We start from the raw sequence: 18,815 nt of genomic DNA on the forward strand, positions 1-18,815 counted from the left end.
TTGACTATCAGTCTGACTCCACAAGCACCCACACGAATTGCTTGATTCAGTTGTTAAAGAGCGGTTGGTTAAGATCTTTCGTCTCAACCGAGGCGCGCATTCTACAGCAGCCTCATTTGCTGTCAAGCGGTTATTTTCAGAAGTTTTCGAAGATTTCTCCAACAACTTCAACCACTTGCGCTTGCGATCTCTCGTAAGCGGGAGGCGAATTCTACAGGGATCGCCATGAACGTCAACCCCCTTATCTTAAAAAAAGCGAAACACTTACTCGCCTATAAAAACCAGGGTGCCCCACCGCCTCTTCTATATAGAAGCAGCGCACAACCTAGGGACGTGAATTATTCCCACCCACACAAATGCATCTAGATCTCAACCGAAAGAAGCGCGGCTGGATCCCGCACAGGCGAGGAACGAGGATGACTGTTGTTGAGATCGGCGAATACCAGGAGGGGAAAGCTTTACAGAGATGGTGTCCCAGGGCCGGTTCGAACGGCCAACCTTCCCCTTAGGAGGGGGATGCTCTATCCAATTGAGCTACTGGGACAAATGCCACACTTACCCTGAAGGGCTAGCGACAGACGGCGTGCATCTTAACGGCCGAGGCTGGTTTTGTCATGTCGTCCGTTGGCATTTTGACTGTAGGCCAATCCTTGCGCGTACGTTCATCACCTCATCCAGCATGCCAAGACCTTCACCGTCATCGTGCAAATTGCACTGCGCCAATATGCCATCATTGCAAACTGCAACCCAGCGCCCTCAAAAAACAAACTTAACTCGTTGTTTTTATTGGAATAATAGATTGGCACGACATCTGCAAAGTCATAAACACAAAACCAATCGTTCCAGGCACCGTGGAGACTATGATGATGAACAGCGCCCTTCTACTAGCACTGAACGCTGTGGCACTGGCTACGGTGGTGACGTTTCATTTTCAGCCGACCAGTACTGAAGACGGCGCGCAAATCAGCCAAGCCATTCCCCACCATCTGCAACAGCGCCCTCAGTTGGCACTGATGACTGCAAACCCCCAGTCTCCCATCCACCTGACCCAAGATACACAATCAGCGCCAGCGGCCGAGCATTGGGTTTTCTGAGAACACTATTCATGTCGAAATCTGCCTGGTTGTTTCTGTGCCTGACGCTCCTATCTGTTGCGCTAGGCCTGGGAGCTACATCACAACAAACTCAAACCCTAGCCTTCGTCGCCAGCGCCGTGCTGGGCAGCCTACTGGTACTGACACTCATCAAGGGTCGCCGAATCAAATTCGATCCGCTCCTTCGCTAACCCCCTTCCCCATCTCCCTCCCCTACCTTATGTCGCCTGACACTCGTAAATAGGCGAACAGCTACTAACCTTAAGCTTGAGGGCAAAAGGCCATATCGCTATAGGACGGGCGCCCTTCAACCCGGATGCCGTGCAGGCTTGGGCGAAGATTGACGAGCTTCGCTGCACTCGCGGGATTTTTTCCAACCAGTCCGCAAAAACGCAAATCAGTGCTGGCATAAAGCCTGTAGGCGGTTCAATATTTGTCACAGAATTGACGCCAATGAAATGTCAAATCTGAGGCATGATGCGGCCTCTTTGCAATTCGGGTTGAACTTTGGTCGTGAGCCTTGTCTTAACACTCATCTTGCGGCCAATTCCAGAAACCGCTCCCCTGAACTAACCGGTTAAATATATGCGCCCATTGAAACAGGCAATTTATTCCAGCCGTACGGCTGACAAATTCGTCGTACGTCTGCCAGACGGAATGCGGGAACGCATTGCCGAGGTGGCTCGCAATCATCACCGCAGCATGAACTCCGAAATCATCGCACGCCTGGAACAAAGCCTTATTCAGGAAGGTGCCTTGGGTGAAGAGTTGAGCATGCGCCTGGACAGCCCCGAGCTGTCACTGCACGAACGCGAACTGCTGCAGCGTTTTCGTCAGCTCTCCCACCGCCAGCAAAATGCTCTCGTCTCGCTTATCGCGCATGACGTGGAGGCGGCCGCAGAAGCCAATTGATTGACACCTGAAAGCCGAAGCCAGCCATGTGCTGGCTTTTTTTTGCCTGGCATTTGGGAATAAGAAGCAAAGCGAGGGCAGGTTTGCCCCCGCTGGAAGGGTCAGAGCAGGAAGATCGTTGCCAGGCCCAGGAAGATGAAGAAGCCACCACTGTCAGTCATGGCCGTGATCATCACACTGGCCCCCATGGCGGGATCGCGACCTAGACGCGCCAAGGTCATAGGGATCAACACCCCCATCAAGGCCGCCAGCAACAGGTTAAGGGTCATGGCTGCAGTCATGACCACGCCCAGGGACCAACTACCGTAGAGCAAGTAGGCCACCACGCCAATCACGCCGCCCCACACCAATCCGTTTATGAGGCCTACCGCCAGTTCCTTGCGCAGCAGCCGTGAGGAATTGGCGGTACTGACCTGGTCCAGCGCCATGGCGCGCACGATCATGGTGATGGTCTGGTTCCCGGAGTTACCGCCAATGCCCGCCACAATCGGCATCAACGCCGCCAAGGCCACCAGTTTCTCGATGGAGCCTTCAAACAACCCGATCACGCGAGAAGCGATAAACGCGGTAATCAGATTGATAGCCAGCCAGGCCCAGCGGTTATGCAGTGAACGCCACACCGACGCAAAAATATCTTCCTCTTCACGCAAACCCGCCATGTTGAGGACTTCGGTTTCACTTTCCTCACGGATCAAGTCAACGATTTCATCGATGGTCAGACGACCGATCAACTTACCGTTCTTATCCACCACCGGCGCCGAGATCAAGTCGTAACGCTCGAATGCCTGGGCCGCGTCGTAGGCATCTTCGTCCGGATGGAAACTCACGGTATCGCTGGCCATCAGGTCAGCAACTTTCTTCTCCGGATCATTGACCAATAGGCGCTTGATCGGCAAAACGCCCTTGAGGATCCCCTCATAGTCGACCACAAACAGTTTGTCGGTGTGGCCGGGCAATTCTTTGAGACGGCGCAGGTAACGCAACACCACTTCAAGGCTGACGTCTTCGCGGATGGTGACCATCTCGAAGTCCATCAGGGCGCCGACCTGGTCCTCGTCGTACGACAGCGCAGAACGCACACGCTCACGCTGTTGCGTATCGAGCGCCTCCATCAACTCATGAACGACATCACGGGGCAGCTCAGGGGCCAGGTCAGCCAGTTCGTCCGCATCCATCTCCTTGGCGGCAGCCAGGAGTTCGTGGTCATCCATGTCGGCGATGAGCGTCTCACGCACCGAGTCCGACACTTCCAGCAGGATGTCACCGTCGCGATCAGCCTTGACCAACTGCCACAGGGTCAGTCGATCATCCAGCGGCAAGGCTTCAAGAATATAGGCAACGTCGGCGGAGTGCAGGTCATCGAGCTTGCGTTGCAACTCGACGAGGTTTTGCCGGTGAACCAGGTTTTCGACGCGGTCGTGGTTCGGACCTTCCTGGCGGTGCGTGAGGTCTTCGACCACGCGCTGGCGCTGCAGCAGCTCGATAACTTGAGCCAGACGATCCTGCAGGCTTTCTTGTGTTTTCTTTACTTCTACTTCGGTCATAGGCGAACTCCACTCCCAGCAGCGGGGCACGCCGGAAGGATCAATCAGTCAATTCATGATTGGTAAAACGGGGTACTGAGTAACTACTGGGTAAGTCCATGGAGGTATTCCACAAGCCCCGGCGGGGCTGACGGGCGCATGATACACCGCCCGGACGTTTTAAACGTTAAAAAACTGGAAAGAACAAGCGCTTGCACGCTAAAGCTCAGTATTGGCTGCATCTATGAACTGCGACGACGCAGGCGCGAGGGAAAACACATGAGGAGGGAGAAAAAGGAAAACACCGGATAAAAGCTACACAAACCCCAGACGGCAAAAAGCCCGCACTAGGCGGGCTTTTTGTTTGTATGGTGCACTCGACAGGATTCGAACCTGTGACCGCTCGGTTCGTAGCCGAGTACTCTATCCAGCTGAGCTACGAGTGCAGATTGTGTTTTTAGACCAGATCACAACTGGTTGAAGCCAAGCTACCTGCATCGCTGCAACTAACTCTTAAATGGTGCACTCGACAGGATTCGAACCTGTGACCGCTCGGTTCGTAGCCGAGTACTCTATCCAGCTGAGCTACGAGTGCATTTGTTGCCGCGCATTATAGGCCGTTCAATCTCTATGTAAAGCTATTTTTTCGAGTATTTTCAACAACTTACCGAAAAAACCAGATTGCAACGTACTAAGCAAATAATGGCGGAGAACGGGGGATTCGAACCCCCGACACCCTTTTGAGGTGTACTCCCTTAGCAGGGGAGCGCCTTCGGCCACTCGGCCAGCTCTCCGCAACACGGGGCGTATATTAACCACGTTCCTCCCCGTTTGCAAACATAAAAAACGATAAAAATTAAAGGCTTGGTTCTTCGTCCTTCTCTTTCTTGATCCGCAGGTAGATTTCCTCGCGGTGGACCGCCACCTCTTTCGGAGCATTAACCCCAATACGTACTTGATTACCTTTGACGCCGAGCACGGTCACGGTGATTTCGCCATCACCGATAATCAGGCTTTCTGCGCAACGACGAGTCAGAATCAGCATACCTTTCACCTCACGCATTTCAGTTCAGGAACAACAGTCTGCAAAAAAAAAGCATTCAACCTACAACCAAAAGGTCGTAGCCCTACTCGCTAAGTATTGTCGAGCCCATGCAAAAGACCATGTACCCCACAAAAAAATGAAAGGCGCGGTAAACCGCGCCTTCCTGGCAACGCATCACTCGCCCTGTCGGGCCGGAGCATCCAGCTCAAAAGCGGTATGCAGCGCGCGTACAGCCAGTTCCAGGTACTTCTCTTCGAGCACTACCGAGACTTTGATTTCCGAGGTGGAAATCATCTGGATGTTGATACCTTCCTTGGCAAGGGCCCCGAACATACGGCTGGCAACGCCAGCATGGGAGCGCATGCCCACCCCTACGATCGACACCTTGGCAATCTTGGTATCGCCGACCACTTCACGGGCGCCAATCTCGCTCGCCGTGTTCTGCAGGATTTTCAATGCCGCATCGTATTCGTTGCGGTGCACAGTGAAGGTGAAATCGGTGGTGTTATCGTGCGAAACGTTCTGCACGATCATGTCGACTTCAACATTCGCATCGCTGACAGGGCCCAGAATCTTGAAAGCCACGCCCGGGGTGTCTGGCACGCCACGGATCGTCAGCTTGGCTTCATCGCGATTGAAAGCGATGCCGGAAATGATCGGCTGTTCCATGGATTCCTCTTCATCAATAGTAATGAGGGTGCCCGGACCCTCCTTGAAGCTGTGCAATACGCGCAGCGGAACGTTGTACTTGCCGGCGAACTCCACCGCGCGAATCTGCAACACCTTGGAACCAAGGCTGGCCATTTCCAGCATTTCTTCAAAGGTGATCTTGTCCAGGCGCTGGGCCACTGGCACGACGCGTGGGTCAGTGGTGTAGACGCCATCCACATCGGTATAGATCTGGCATTCGTCAGCCTTTAGCGCTGCTGCCAGGGCCACACCGGTGGTGTCCGAACCGCCACGACCGAGCGTGGTGATGTTGCCGTGTTCATCCACGCCCTGGAAACCCGCTACAACTACCACGCGCCCTGCTTTCAGATCAGTACGAATTTTCTGATCATCAATTTGCAGGATCCGCGCCTTGGTATGTGCGCTGTCTGTAAGAATGCGCACTTGGCTACCCGTGTAGGACACCGCTGGCACGCCACGCTTGTTCAGCGCCATGGCCAACAGCGCAATGGTCACCTGCTCGCCCGTGGAGACGATCACATCCAGCTCACGCGGCAGCGGCTGTTGATCACCACTGATGGCCTTGGCCAGATCGATCAGGCGATTGGTCTCGCCACTCATGGCCGACAGCACCACTACCAGATCATCACCGGCATCGCGGAACTTCTTAACCTTGTCGGCGACCTGCTCGATTCTTTCGACAGAACCGACCGAGGTGCCTCCAAATTTCTGTACGATCAAAGCCATTTCCAAGCCGCCTCAGCCCGTAAAGGGGCGCCTAATATCAATCCACCCGCACTGAACAAGCCCGTGACTAGACCACGGGCCGGTTAACAGTGCCTTAAATACCTGCCTCGACAAATGGCACGGTCAAGGCCAGCGCCGCGTCCAGAGCTGCGGCATCGACACCACCGCCTTGCGCCATGTCCGGACGACCACCGCCCTTGCCGCCCACTGTCGCAGCGGCTTGCTTCATCAAATCACCGGCTTTGAGTTGGCCAGTCAGGTCCTTGGTTACACCAGCAACCAGAACGACCTTATCCTCATGGACACTGCCGAGCAGGATCACTGCGCGGCCGAGCTTGTTCTTCAACTGATCGACCAAGGCCAACAACGCCTTGCCGTCCTGCCCGTCCAGGCGCGCCGCCAGGACTTTTACGTCCTTGACGTCAACCGCCGCTGCCGACAGGTCATCACCTGCAGCGCTGGCCGCCTTGGCCTGCAACTGCTCCAGCTGTTTTTCCAGCGCACGGTTGCGCTCCAGCACGGCGGACAACTTGTCGATCAGGTTGTCGCGGCTGCCCTTGACCAGGCCGGCCGCTTCCTTGAGTTGTTCTTCGGCTGCATTGAGGTAAGCCAGGGCCGCAGCACCGGTCACCGCTTCAATACGACGCACACCCGAGGCCACACCGCCTTCGCTGATGATCTTCAGCAGGCCGATATCGCCGGTACGGTTGGCGTGGATACCACCACAGAGTTCTACCGAGAAGCTGCCGCCCATGCTCAGCACGCGGACTTCGTCGCCGTACTTCTCGCCAAACAGCGCCATGGCGCCTTTGTTCCTGGCGGTCTCGATATCGGTTTCTTCGGTTTCAACCGGGGTGTTCTTGCGAATCTCGGCGTTGACGATGTCTTCCAGTGCCTTGATCTGCTCAGGCTTGATCGCTTCAAAGTGGCTGAAGTCAAAGCGCAGGCGCTGGCTGTCCACCAACGAACCTTTTTGCTGCACGTGCTCGCCCAGTACCTGGCGCAACGCGGCATGCAGCAAGTGAGTGGCCGAGTGATTCAACGCCGTGGCATGCCGCACGTCGGCATCAACCTGGGTGTCTACCGGCGCGCCCACGGTCAAGTTGCCCAGCACCAGCACACCGTGATGCAGGAACGCGCCGCCGGTCTTGGTGGTGTCGCGCACGTCAAAACGACCGGATGTCGAGCTCAGGAAACCGCAATCGCCAATCTGGCCACCCGACTCGGCATAGAACGGCGTCTGGTCCAGCACCACAACCGCCTCTTCGCCTTCGCTCAATACGTCGACCGACTTGCCGTCTTTATAGATGGCGACGATCTTGGCCGAGCCCGCAGTGGACTTGTAGCCGGTGAACTCGGTCGGTACGTCGACCTTGACCAGGGTGTTGTAGTCCAGGCCAAAGGAACTGGCGGAACGCGCACGCACGCGCTGGGCTTCCATCTCGCGCTCAAAACCGGCTTCGTCGACGGTCAGCTCGCGCTCGCGGGCGATGTCGGCGGTCAGGTCCATCGGGAAACCATAGGTGTCGTACAGCTTGAACACGACATCACCCGGCACCACGGTGCCTTTGAGCTCAGCCAGGTCCTGTTCGAGAATCTTCAGGCCGTGCTCCAGGGTCTTGGAGAACTGCTCTTCTTCAGCCTTGAGCACCCGCTCGATGTTGCTTTGCTGTTGCTTGAGTTCCGGGAAGGCATCGCCCATCTCGGCAACCAGTGCGGCCACGATCTTGTAGAAGAAGCTGCCGGTAGCGCCTAGCTTGTTACCGTGACGGCATGCGCGGCGGATGATGCGACGCAGCACGTAGCCACGGCCTTCGTTGGACGGCAGCACGCCATCGGCGATCAGGAAACCGCAGGAGCGGATGTGGTCCGACACCACCTTGAGCGAAGACTGGCCTTCATTGGCGCAACCAATGGCCGCCGCCGAAGCGCTCAGCAGGTTGGTGAACAGGTCGATCTCGTAGTTGGAGTGAACGTGCTGCATCACCGCACTGATCCGCTCCAGGCCCATGCCGGTGTCCACCGACGGTGCCGGCAGCGGATGCAACACGCCGTCGGCGGTGCGGTTGAACTGCATGAACACGTTGTTCCAGATCTCGATGTAACGGTCGCCGTCTTCTTCTGGCGAGCCTGGCGGGCCACCCCAGATATCGTCGCCGTGATCGTAGAAAATCTCGGTGCACGGGCCGCACGGGCCGGTATCGCCCATGGTCCAGAAGTTATCGGACGCGTAAGGCGCGCCTTTGTTGTCGCCGATACGGATCATGCGCTCGGCAGGTACACCGATTTGCTGGGTCCAGATGTCATACGCTTCGTCGTCCGTCGCGTACACGGTGACCCAGAGTTTTTCCTTGGGCAGCTTCAGCACGCCGGTGAGGAAGGTCCAGGCGAAGGTGATCGCGTCTTTCTTGAAATAGTCGCCGAAGCTGAAGTTACCCAGCATCTCGAAAAAGGTGTGGTGACGGGCGGTATAGCCGACGTTTTCCAGGTCGCTGTTCTTGCCGCCGGCGCGTACGCACTTCTGGCTGCTGGTGGCGCGGGTGTAGGCGCGCTTTTCCTGGCCCAGGAAGCAGTCCTTGAACTGGTTCATCCCCGCGTTAGTGAACAGCAGGGTTGGGTCATTGCCTGGGATCAAGGAGCTTGAGGCTACACGGGTGTGACCTTGCTCTTCGAAGAAGCGAAGGAAGGCTTCACGGATTTCTGCGCTTTTCATTAGGTTCTTCCACGGAGGCTGCGGCCAAAGGCCAGTGCGCAACATCATCAGACGGAGCGACGGCAAAGGGCCGCATTATATCGGCCCTTTGCCGGTGGTACAGCGTGTTTATGTGATAGAAACAGTCAATTAGACGGCCTGCACTGTCATTTCTGCGAAAACGCGACGAATGTCTGCAGCACTTTCTCGATCTGCGCCCGGCTCACATCCAGATGGGTGACCATGCGCAGGCGCGGCGCAGCGCTCAACTTGACCCCACGCTCAGCCGCAAAGGCCTTCAGCGCCTGCGCCTGATCGCCTACCTGCACATACACCATATTGGTCTGCACCGGCTCGACGCTGTAGCCGGCCTTGCGTAACTCATCGCCCAGCCATTGGGCGTTGGCATGGTCGTCAGCCAGGCGCTGTACCTGGTGGTCAAGGGCATACAGCCCCGCCGCCGCCAGGGAGCCGGCCTGGCGCATGCCGCCGCCGACCATCTTGCGCAGTCGCCGTGCCTTGGCGATCAGTGCCGCGCAGCCGCATAACACCGAGCCGACCGGCGCGCCGAGGCCCTTGGACAGGCACACCGACACCGAATCGAAATGCTGGGCGATTTCTCGCGCATCCACCCCCAGTTTGACCGCCGCGTTGTAGAGGCGCGCGCCATCCAGGTGCAGGGCCAGGCCATGCTCGTGGGTAAATGCACGGGCCTTGGCCAGGTAATCCAGCGGCAGCACTTTGCCCTGCATGGTGTTTTCCAGCGCCAGCAGGCGTGTGCGGGCGAAGTGGAAGTCGTCGGGCTTGATGGCTTCAAGCACCTGGTTCAGATCAAGGGAGCCATCAGCTTGGACTTCCAGGGGCTGCGGCTGGATCGACCCCAGCACCGCCGCGCCGCCGCCTTCGTATTTGTAGGTGTGGGCCTGCTGGCCGACGATGTATTCCTCGCCGCGCTCACAGTGAGCCATCAACGCCAGCAGGTTGCTCATGGTGCCGGTGGGTACGAACAGCGCCGCGGCAAAGCCCAGGCGCTGGGCCAGTTCGGCCTCCAGGCGGTTGACGCTGGGGTCTTCACCGTAGACATCGTCGCCACTGACGGCGCTGGCCATCGCGTCGAGCATGCCGGGGGTGGGTTGGGTCACGGTGTCGCTGCGCAGGTCGATCACGGTCATCAAGGGGGCCTCTAACGTAATGGATAAGTCCTTTTGTGTGTGATTACTGCGGGCAAAGCCACGGAATATCAAGCCCCGATAACATTCAATCGAATACCAACCAAACAAACCGATATAAGTTATCGAGACGGCAACCGTGCAGTTTTTGAAAAACCATGTTAAAAACTCTGCGCCGCCAGGGTTCTGGCGGCAACGTTCTCAGGGCGGGGTGCAATTCCCCACCGGCGGTAATTGCACGCAATGTGCATAGCCCGCGAGCGCTTGGCGCCTCGAACTGCTCAGGCAGGACGGCGACAAGGTCAGCAGACCCGGTGTGATCCCGGGGCCGACGGTCATAGTCCGGATGAAGAGAGAACGGGATTGGCACCTAAGGGCCGCGCGCCTGTTTGCGCATGCGTACCCTTAAATCCCATTCGATTCATAACGCCCTGTTTTTTTCTTAAACAGGAGTCAGAACATGCAACCCACCGCAATCGACAGCAAAAGCAAAAACCATCACGGCGAGCGCGTCGCGTTTATCCAGGCCTGCTGGCACAAGGATATTGTCGACCAATCGCGCAAAGGCTTCCTCGCCGAAATGATCGCCCAGGGTTATCAGGAATCGGACATCGACTTCTTCGAAGTCGGCGGCGCCTTTGAAATGCCCCTGCACGCCAAGCTGCTGGCCAAGACCGGCCGTTACGCCGGCATCGTCGCTGCCGCGCTGGTGGTGGACGGTGGCATCTACCGCCACGAATTCGTCGCGCAATCGGTGGTCAGCGGCCTGATGCAGGTGCAGCTGGAAACTGAAGTGCCGGTGTTCTCGGTGTCCCTGACGCCGCATCACTTCCACGCCGGCAGCGAGCACACCACGTTCTTCTACGAGCACTTCGTGCACAAGGGCCAGGAAGCAGCGCGCACCTGCGCCGATACGCTGCACAAGGTGCGCGCGATCCGTCGTAGCGAGCCGCGTGCGGTAGCGGTCTAAATCTAAGCCTCACCGCACACCAGTGTGGGAGCTGGCTTGCCTGCGATGCAGACACCTGGGTGTATCAGTGATACCCAGGTGATGCTATCGCAGGCAAGCCAGCTCCCACATTAGATCGAGCCAGCCTCGGCTCTTAGGCCAGGCCGGCGTCCGTGGTGGGCACGATCAATATTCCGGCGCGCAAGCCGTTCTTCACCTTAGGGTTGGGGAAGATGATGCGGGCGCCCTCCTCCTCGATCACCCAGCGGGTCTTGGCCACGTCTTCGGCCAGCAGGTAGCCCTTTTCCAATTCCGAAAAGTTTTCCACATCTGCGGGCAGGTGCATCAGGAAGGCGTCGCTGTGCTTGATCACTTCTCGCGCAACGGCGAAGAGTTGCAGGCCGTCGAGGCTATCGGTCTCAGGCTCGTTGCCCTCGATGATCTGCTTCAGACGCGCTTCCAGGCGCGACACGTCCACACCGTCGTTCTGTCCAAACGGCCGCGCCTTGCCCAACTCCAGGGTGAACGCCTCGGCGCCGAGTTGCTCGTAGGTGAACGCGGTGAAGGTAATCGAGGTTTTGTTCTGCAGCAGCACCGCCTGCATGCCAGCAGCGTTCAAGCGCTCCAGCTCACGGCGCGAATGCTGTCGATCTTCCTTCCATGGGTACAACGCGAACTGCTCGATTTTCGAACCGCGAATCGCGGTATGCAGGTCGTAATGCAAGCGCGAGCGGCCAGGCTGGCTGAAAAAGCTGCGGGCCAATTGCTCAAGCTCAGCGGCACGCATGGCTTCGGGGCCGATGTTTTGTTCATGACGGCCGTTGAACAGCCGGTTGACGTCCAGTTCGAGGTAACGCTCACCGCGGCGCATGGCCTCGGTATTGCCGAACAGGAACAGAATACGGGTGCGGGGCTTGATCTCCCCGCGGGCGATGCCATGCAACAGGCGGTCGAGCAGTTCGATCGGCGCGGTTTCGTTGCCATGGATGCCGGACGACAGCAGCAAGTCGCTGCCGTTGTCCAAAGCTTCAGGAGGACGCACTTCAAGCGCGCCTTCGCTGAGCCAGCGCATCTGCACGCCGTCGACAGTCAGTTGAATTTTTTGCGCCGGTTCACGACCGGCGAGGGTCAGTTCAAGCAGTTTGCCGAGGGCGAGCATAAGCAGCTTCCTTAGTGGTTGCAGCCTGGGCCGTGGACGTGATCGTCGTCGTCACCTTCAACGTCGGCCGGTTCCATTTCCAGTTGCAGGCTCATCAGGTTGGTGGCCAATGGGCGCATCAGCAGGTTGGCGTACTCGGCGTCGCCTTCTTCTACGTCCACGCCAATCAGCAGTTGGCCGCGGCCATCGTGCTGGATCCAGATCTCCTTGCCCTGCCAGACCACGGCGACGCGGGTGCAGGAGGTTTCCAGCTGGGTGCCGTCGGTGTCTTCAAGGATGAGTTTCAGGGTGTCGGTCATAAATAAAATATCTCAGCCGTGTGGCATTAATTGATCTGGAAAGGATAAACCGAGCCCAGTTTAAGGATTTGCGTCAGTTCATCCAGTGCCGTCCGGCACTCAAGCAGCAACTGCGGGTCAGCCAGGTCGGTTTCGCGCAGGCTGTCACGGTAGTGCTTGCCTACCCATTGGGTCAGGGTTTCGTACAACGGCGCGGTCATGATAACCCCTGGGTTCACGGCCGCCAGCTCGGTTTCGTTCAACGCCACGCGCAGACGCAGGCACGCCGGCCCACCGCCATTCTGCATGCTTTGCTTGAGGTCGAAGACCTTGACCTCGCGAATCAACCCGCCGGCAGCGGTCAAACCTTGCAGGTACTGCCACACACGCTCATTGGCGCGGCACTCTTCCGGCACGATCAGCAGCATCGAACCGTCAGGCCGAGTCAGCAACTGGCTGTTGAACAGGTAGGAACGCACCGCGTCCTCGACACTGACCAACGCGCGAGGCACACACACCGACTGGAAGTTGCCGCCCAGCTTGCCCAACTTGCCGTGCAGTTCGGCGAGCATCTGTTCGGTGTTGAGGAACGCATCCTCGTGATAGAACAGCACTTCACCGTTGCCCACCGCGATCACATCGTTGTGGAACACACCCGCATCGATCACCGCCGGGTTCTGCTGGGCGTAGACCACACCGTCATCCTTCAAGCCATGCAGGCGCGCAACGGCCTGGGAGGCTTCCAGGGTCTGGCGCGCCGGGTACTTCTGCGGGGCGGGGTAACGGGGGTCGAAGGCACTACGGCCGAAGACGAAAAACTCCACGCCCGCCTCACCGTACTCACGGCAGAAACGCGTGTGGTTGGCCGCGCCTTCATCGCCAAACTGCGCCACGGCCGGCAAGGCGGCGTGGTGGGCGAAATGCTTGCCATCGGCGAACATCGCCCCCAGCACACGGCTGGTGGTGGGGTGTTCGATGCTGCGGTGGTATTTGCAATTGAGGTTGGCGGCAGTGAAATGCACGCGGCCGTCTGCGGTGTCGGCGCTTGGGCTGACGGTGGCGGCGTTGGCTACCCACATGCTGGATGCCGAGCAGCTCGCTACCAGCAAAGGCATGGCCTGCTTGGCAGCCTGCTCGATCACCTGGGCGTCGGTGCCGCTGAAACCCAAGCTGCGCAAGGCGGCCACATCCGGGCGTTCCTGGGGCGCCAATACACCTTGCACAAAGCCCATGTCCATCAGGGCTTTCATTTTCTGCAGGCCCTGCAACGCCGCTTCCTTCGGGTTGGAAGACTGCTGGCTATTGCTTTGGGACGCGACGTTGCCGAAGGACAAACCGCCGTAGTTATGGGTCGGCCCCACTAGACCGTCAAAATTGACTTCACAGGATTTCATCGGCGAGGCTCCACGAACATCTGTTTTTATAGGCATCAAATCACTTGAATACACCACAGATCCATTGTGGGAGCGGGCTTGCTCGCGAATGCGGTATGTCATTCAACATTTGAAGTGACTGAACCACCGCTTTCGCGAGCAAGCCCGCTCCCACATTTAGATCAGCGTTATACCTGGCGTGAGCGTTGCCGGGACTATCAGGCTTGGCGTCTCCAGCGACGCCACCGGGTACGCGCAATAATCCGCCGCGTAATAGGCGCTGGCGCGATGATTGCCCGACGCCCCGACACCACCGAACGGTGCGGTACTGGCGGCGCCGGTCAACTGCTTGTTCCAGTTGACGATACCGGCGCGGCTTTCCAGCCAGAACTGCTGGTAACGCGCTTCGGAGTCCGACAACAGGCCAGCGGCCAGGCCGTACTGGGTGTTGTTGGCCTCAGCGATGGCACCGGCAAAATCCGCGTAGCGGATCACCTGCAGCAGCGGGCCAAACAGCTCTTCGTCTTCACGTTCCGTCACAGCGGTCACGTCGATGATGCCAGGGGTCAGCAACGCGGCCTGAGCCTGAGGTTGGGTCATCTCCAGCAGCGCCACGGCGCCATTGGCCAACATCAGTTCCTGGGCTTGCATCAACGCTTTGGCCGCAGCAAGTGAAATCACCGAGCCCATGAACGGCGCCGGTTGCTGGTCGAAAGCACCTACTTCAATGCTCGCACTCACCGCCACCAGGCGCGCCAGCAAGGCATCGCCCCAGGCACCTTCAGGCACCAGCAAGCGGCGGGCACAGGTGCAACGCTGGCCTGCCGAGATAAACGCCGACTGGATGATGGTGTACACCGCCGCATCCACGTCGGCGACTTCGTCCACGACCAGCGGGTTATTACCGCCCATTTCCAGGGCCAGGATCTTGTCCGGGCGCCCGGAGAACTGCTGGTGCAAGTGGTTGCCGGTGCGGCTGGAACCGGTGAAGAACAGGCCGTCGATGCCTGGGTTGGCCGCCAGGGCGATGCCGGTTTCCCGCGCGCCTTGCAGCAGGTTCAGCACGCCCGCCGGCAAACCGGCTTCGACCCAGCACTGTACGGTCAGCTCGGCGACCTTGGGAGTCAGTTCGCTCGGCTTGAACAGCACGGTATTACCCGCCAGCAACGCCGGGACGATGTGCCCATTGGGCAAGTGCCCAGGGAAATTGTAAGGGCCGAACACCGCCACCACACCGTGGGGTTTGTGGCGCAACACAGCGGTGGCGTCGCCCAGGGGGCCGCTCTTCTCGCCGGTACGTTCGCGGTAGCTTTGCACCGAGATCGCAATCTTGTTGGCCATGCTGGTGACTTCGGTGGCTGATTCCCACAATGGCTTACCGGTCTCTTCGCCAATGCAGCGGGCGATTTCGTCGGCACGGCTTTTAAGCGTGGCGGCGAAGGTTTCCAGCACGCTGATGCGTTCTTCGAGCGAGCGCTTGGCCCATGCCGGGAATGCCTGGCGCGCAGCCTGCACGGCGGATTCGACCTGTTCGGCGCTGGCGCCATTGCCGGCCCACAGCACTTGCTGGGTCACCGGGTTGCGCGATTCAAACAGTTCACCCTGGCCAGCCAGCCAGCTACCTGCGATATACAGCGAATTCATTATTTCGACTCCCGAGCAGCAGACAACGCAACAGCACGCACTTGATCACCCACCACCAGTTGCAGGCGCTTGGCGGTCTGCGGATCGACCACCAGGGTGCCTGCCGCCAGCCGGGCCGGAGCGGCGGTGATACGGCACTCCTCGCGCTTGCGGTTATGAATCAGGAACGGCGTGGCGTCGTCCCCCGGTGTGCCGATGGCCAACACCAGTGACTGGCTGTCGCGCACCGCACGAATCTTGCTGGTTTCACATTCCACCGCCGGGCCAGCGTCGAAAATATCCACATAGCCTTGGTAGCTGAAGCCTTCGCTCTTGAGCATGCTCAGGGCCGGCTCGGTGTCCGGGTGGACCTTGCCGATCACATTGCGTGCGTCTTCGGAGAGGAAGCAGCTGTACAGCGGAAACTTGGGCATCAGCTCAGCGATAAACGCCTTGTTGCCCACGCCGGTGAGGTAGTCGGCCTGGCTGAACTCCATCTTGAAGAAGTGCCGGCCCAGGCTTTCCCAAAACGGCGAACGCCCGGCGTCGTTGGACACACCGCGCATCTCGGCAATGATCTTGTTGCCGAACAGTTGCGGGAACTCGGCGATAAACAACATGCGCGCCTTGGCCAGCATGCGACCGTTGAGGCCGTTTCGGTAATCGGCGTGCAAAAACAACGAGCACAACTCGGAATTACCAGTGAGGTCGTTAGCCAGGAACAGCGTCGGAATCTCACGGTAGATATTCAGTTCCTGGGACGCACTGACGGTCAGCCCCACCCGGAAGTTGTACCACGGCTCGCGCAGGCCGACGGCGCCAGCGATGGCGGAAATTCCCACCACGCGGCCTTCATCGTTTTCCAGCACGAACAGGTAGTCGGCATCGCCGCGCCCGGCTTCGCCGCGAAAGGTTTTTTCCGCCCAGCCCACCCGGTGGGTCAGGCGCTCTTCGTTGGCCGGCAAGGTGGTAAGGCCGGTGCCAGTGCTGCGCGCCAGATCAATCAGGGCCGGTAAATCGCTGCTGCGTACGGGACGAACGATCATGCTATCTCCTCGAACGGGCCGCTGTTGTCAGCCACCCGCGAAACTCTCTTTTTAAACCGCAACCAGGCGCACGCTGGCGCCTTCGCCAACACCCAGCGCTTCGGCTGCTGCCAGGTCCAGGGTCACCGGCTTGCCGGGCGCGTAGTCCAGTTCCAGCATCACCGCACGGTAATCCTGCAACTGCGCGTTACTCACCAGGTACTGGCGGCCAACACCCTTGACCATCTCGCCGATCTTCACCGGCACCACGCGGCTCTGGGCGATCGAGCGAATGCCCGAGACCCGGGCGTGCAGCGTCGGGCCACCGTCGAAGATGTCGATGTAATGGTCTGTTTCAAAGCCTTCACGCATCAGGATGTCGAAGGTGATTTGCGCACGCGGGTGCACCTGGCCCATGGCCTCTTGCGCTTCGTCGGGTAACAGCGGCACGTAGATCGGATAGTGCGGCATCAGCTCGGCAAGGAAGGTACGGCTTTTCAGCCCGCACAGGCGCTCGGCGGCGGCGTAGTTGAGGTCGAAGAAGTTGCGGCCGATGGCATCCCAGAACGGCGAGTCACCGTTCTCGTCGCTGTAGCCGACAATCTCGGTCACCACCGAGTCGGCAAAGCGCTCGGGATGGCTGGCAACAAACAGCAGGCGGCCACGGGAATTGAGTTCCGACCACGGCGAACCGACCAGCTCAGGCACCACATAGAAGCTGGTGAGCAGGCTGTTGCCGGTAAGGTCGTGGCACTGGGAAAGCACGTGGATCTTGTTGTGGATCTTCAGCTCGCGGGAGGCGTGCACGAAGGTTTCGTTACGAAAGCTGTAGAACGGCTCGGAGTAACCGGCCGAGGCCACGATGGCCGAGCAGCCGGCAAGCTTGCCGGTCTCGGTGTCTTCCAGCACGAAGAAATAGCTCTCTTCACCGTTGAAACTCACCTCGGCGGCGAAGGACGCTTCGCTGGCCGCGATCTTGTCGCTCAGGCGTTCCACATCATCCGGCAAGGAGGTGACACCAATCGGGCTGTCCGCAGCCAGACGCTGTACCTCGCCCAGATCAGCCATTTGCGCGGGGCGCATCACCAGCATGGTGTCACTCCTTAACTCGAAAACTCACAGAAAAAAAAGCCAAACACACTGCTGAAAACAGTGAGGTCAAGTGTGGGAGCGGGCTTGCTCGCGAATGCAGGGTGTCATTCAACATTTCAGGTGACTGAACCACTGCTTTCGCGAGCAAGCCCGCTCCCACATTTGATCTTCCACAGCTCCAACCAAGGGTCCGGCATACAAAATTTGTGCTCGGTACCGGGATCGCCAGGCACCGAACGGTCTATCAGGCTTGCGTCAACGTCTTCACAGCACGCTCAAAACGATCCAGGCCTTCATTGATGTCCGCCTCTTCCACCACCAGGCTCGGCGCAAAACGCACCACGTCGGGGCCGGCTTGCAGGATCATCAAGTTCTCTTTTTCGGCCGCGTTGAACACGTCCTTGGCCTTGCCTTTGAAGGCATCACTGAGTACGCAACCGATCAACAAGCCCATGCCGCGAACCTGAGTGAAGATGCCGTACTGCTTGCCGATCTGCTCCAGGCGCGCCTTGAACAGGTCGTGCTTGGCATTCACACCCGCCAGCACTTCTGGGGTGTTGATCACGTCGATCACCGCTTCCGCTACCGCGCACGCCAGCGGGTTGCCGCCGTAGGTGGTGCCGTGGGTACCGACCACCAGGTGCTTGGCCAAGTCTTCACGGGTCAGCATCGCCGCAATCGGGAAACCGCCGCCCAGGCTCTTGGCGCTGGTGAGGATGTCGGGCGTCACGCCGTAGTGCTGGTAGGCAAACAGGTGGCCGGTGCGGCCCATGCCGGTTTGCACTTCGTCAAATACCAGCAGTGCGTCGTGAGCGTCGCACAGCTCGCGAGCGCCTTGCAGGTAAGCCAACTCGGCCGGCAGTACACCGCCTTCGCCCTGGATCGGTTCCAGCACCACGGCGCAGGTCTTATCGGTCACCGCCGCTTTCAGCGCAGCCAGGTCGTTATAAGGAACGTGGGTGATGCCGGTGATTTTAGGCCCGAAACCATCGGAGTACTTCGACTGGCCACCGACGTTGACGGTGAACAGGGTACGGCCGTGGAAGCTGTTCAGCGCGGCAATGATCTCGTACTTCTCGCTGCCAAAACGGTCGAACGCCACGCGACGGGCCAGCTTGAAGGCGGCCTCGTTGGCTTCGGCGCCGGAGTTGCAGAAGAACACGCGCTCGGCAAAGGTGGCATCGATCAGCTTGTGGGCCAGGCGCAAGGCCGGCTCGTTGGTGAACACGTTCGAGACATGCCACAGCGTGTTGGCCTGTTCGGTCAGTGCACCGACCAGCGCCGGGTGCGCATGGCCCAATACGTTGACCGCGATGCCGCCGGCAAAGTCGATCAGCTCGCGACCGGCCTGGTCCCATACGCGCGAGCCTGCGCCGCGCACGGGGATAAAGGCAGCAGGTGCGTAGTTGGGCACCATCACTTGGTCGAAATCGGCACGTTGCACCGGGGCTTGCTCAACGGACAT

At 58.9% G+C, this 18,815-nt stretch carries 16 protein-coding genes, 4 tRNA genes and 1 riboswitch; of the genes, 4 read left to right on the top strand and 16 right to left on the bottom strand.

Features of this window, described 5'->3' with window-relative positions:
• Positions 1 to 467: 467 nt before the first annotated feature.
• Positions 468 to 544, bottom strand: a tRNA-Arg gene (locus MF6394_RS30925).
• A 322-nt stretch (positions 545 to 866) separates the two neighbouring features.
• Between MF6394_RS30925 and MF6394_RS30930 the strand changes: the two genes are divergently transcribed.
• From MF6394_RS30930 to MF6394_RS30940, 3 genes are all read left to right on the top strand, one after another.
• Entirely contained in the window at positions 867 to 1,094 is a 228-nt protein-coding gene (locus MF6394_RS30930; protein ID WP_078468189.1) for a hypothetical protein, read from the top strand.
• Between the two features lie 11 nt (positions 1,095 to 1,105).
• Complete coding sequence (locus tag MF6394_RS34880; RefSeq protein WP_003193590.1) at positions 1,106 to 1,285, top strand: PA3371 family protein; 180 nt, start codon at positions 1,106 to 1,108, stop codon at positions 1,283 to 1,285.
• Between the two features lie 394 nt (positions 1,286 to 1,679).
• Positions 1,680 to 2,006: an Arc family DNA-binding protein gene (locus tag MF6394_RS30940; RefSeq protein ID WP_003193592.1), complete on the top strand. Its 327-nt coding sequence runs from the start codon at positions 1,680 to 1,682 to the stop codon at positions 2,004 to 2,006.
• 101 nt (positions 2,007 to 2,107) lie between these two features.
• Here MF6394_RS30940 and mgtE read toward each other — a convergent pair whose 3' ends face one another.
• The 8 genes from mgtE to ltaE all read right to left on the bottom strand — a co-directional run bounded on the left by mgtE (position 2,108) and on the right by ltaE (position 9,854).
• Positions 2,108 to 3,550, bottom strand: coding sequence for a magnesium transporter (mgtE, locus tag MF6394_RS30945; RefSeq protein WP_003193593.1), 1,443 nt, complete (start codon positions 3,548 to 3,550; stop codon positions 2,108 to 2,110).
• Between the two features lie 348 nt (positions 3,551 to 3,898).
• A tRNA-Arg gene (locus MF6394_RS30950) sits at positions 3,899 to 3,975 on the bottom strand.
• 72 nt (positions 3,976 to 4,047) lie between these two features.
• Positions 4,048 to 4,124, bottom strand: a tRNA-Arg gene (locus MF6394_RS30955).
• Positions 4,125 to 4,232: 108 nt separating this feature from the next.
• Positions 4,233 to 4,323, bottom strand: a tRNA-Ser gene (locus MF6394_RS30960).
• A gap of 62 nt (positions 4,324 to 4,385) precedes the next feature.
• Entirely contained in the window at positions 4,386 to 4,574 is a 189-nt protein-coding gene (gene csrA, locus MF6394_RS30965) for a carbon storage regulator CsrA (protein WP_003175645.1), read from the bottom strand.
• 174 nt (positions 4,575 to 4,748) lie between these two features.
• The gene (locus MF6394_RS30970; protein WP_003193595.1) at positions 4,749 to 5,990 is read right to left on the bottom strand and encodes an aspartate kinase; all 1,242 of its coding nucleotides are present in this window, start codon (positions 5,988 to 5,990) and stop codon (positions 4,749 to 4,751) included.
• Between the two features lie 94 nt (positions 5,991 to 6,084).
• Positions 6,085 to 8,703 (bottom strand): alanine--tRNA ligase, encoded by a 2,619-nt coding sequence (gene alaS / locus MF6394_RS30975; RefSeq protein WP_078468186.1) that lies wholly within the window; start codon positions 8,701 to 8,703, stop codon positions 6,085 to 6,087.
• 146 nt (positions 8,704 to 8,849) lie between these two features.
• On the bottom strand, positions 8,850 to 9,854 hold the full coding sequence (gene ltaE / locus MF6394_RS30980) for a low-specificity L-threonine aldolase (RefSeq protein WP_078468187.1): 1,005 nt from the start codon (positions 9,852 to 9,854) through the stop codon (positions 8,850 to 8,852).
• Between the two features lie 190 nt (positions 9,855 to 10,044).
• Positions 10,045 to 10,214, top strand: a riboswitch (FMN riboswitch).
• 97 nt (positions 10,215 to 10,311) lie between these two features.
• Here ltaE and MF6394_RS30985 point away from each other — a divergent pair.
• Entirely contained in the window at positions 10,312 to 10,821 is a 510-nt protein-coding gene (locus MF6394_RS30985) for a 6,7-dimethyl-8-ribityllumazine synthase (RefSeq protein WP_003193604.1), read from the top strand.
• A 133-nt stretch (positions 10,822 to 10,954) separates the two neighbouring features.
• On the opposite strand, the gene astE is transcribed toward MF6394_RS30985, so the two are convergent.
• From astE to MF6394_RS31025, 7 genes are all read right to left on the bottom strand, one after another.
• Positions 10,955 to 11,959, bottom strand: coding sequence for a succinylglutamate desuccinylase (gene astE / locus MF6394_RS30990; RefSeq protein ID WP_044267671.1), 1,005 nt, complete (start codon positions 11,957 to 11,959; stop codon positions 10,955 to 10,957).
• An 11-nt stretch (positions 11,960 to 11,970) separates the two neighbouring features.
• The gene (locus MF6394_RS30995) at positions 11,971 to 12,258 is read right to left on the bottom strand and encodes a hypothetical protein (RefSeq protein ID WP_003175651.1); all 288 of its coding nucleotides are present in this window, start codon (positions 12,256 to 12,258) and stop codon (positions 11,971 to 11,973) included.
• A gap of 26 nt (positions 12,259 to 12,284) precedes the next feature.
• A complete protein-coding gene (astB, locus tag MF6394_RS31000; RefSeq protein ID WP_003193608.1) occupies positions 12,285 to 13,631 on the bottom strand; it encodes an N-succinylarginine dihydrolase in 1,347 nt (448 codons plus the stop codon).
• A gap of 156 nt (positions 13,632 to 13,787) precedes the next feature.
• Complete coding sequence (astD, locus tag MF6394_RS31010) at positions 13,788 to 15,257, bottom strand: succinylglutamate-semialdehyde dehydrogenase (RefSeq protein WP_161794298.1); 1,470 nt, start codon at positions 15,255 to 15,257, stop codon at positions 13,788 to 13,790.
• Entirely contained in the window at positions 15,254 to 16,279 is a 1,026-nt protein-coding gene (gene astA / locus MF6394_RS31015) for an arginine N-succinyltransferase (protein WP_003193612.1), read from the bottom strand. The genes astD and astA overlap by 4 nt, the downstream gene beginning before the upstream one ends.
• Positions 16,280 to 16,330: 51 nt before the next feature.
• The gene (gene aruF / locus MF6394_RS31020) at positions 16,331 to 17,350 is read right to left on the bottom strand and encodes an arginine/ornithine succinyltransferase subunit alpha (RefSeq protein ID WP_003175655.1); all 1,020 of its coding nucleotides are present in this window, start codon (positions 17,348 to 17,350) and stop codon (positions 16,331 to 16,333) included.
• Positions 17,351 to 17,594: 244 nt separating this feature from the next.
• Entirely contained in the window at positions 17,595 to 18,815 is a 1,221-nt protein-coding gene (locus tag MF6394_RS31025) for an aspartate aminotransferase family protein (protein WP_003193615.1), read from the bottom strand.

The sequence above is a fragment of the Pseudomonas sp. MF6394 genome, assembly GCF_002018845.1.
Classification (GTDB): domain Bacteria; phylum Pseudomonadota; class Gammaproteobacteria; order Pseudomonadales; family Pseudomonadaceae; genus Aquipseudomonas; species Aquipseudomonas lactis.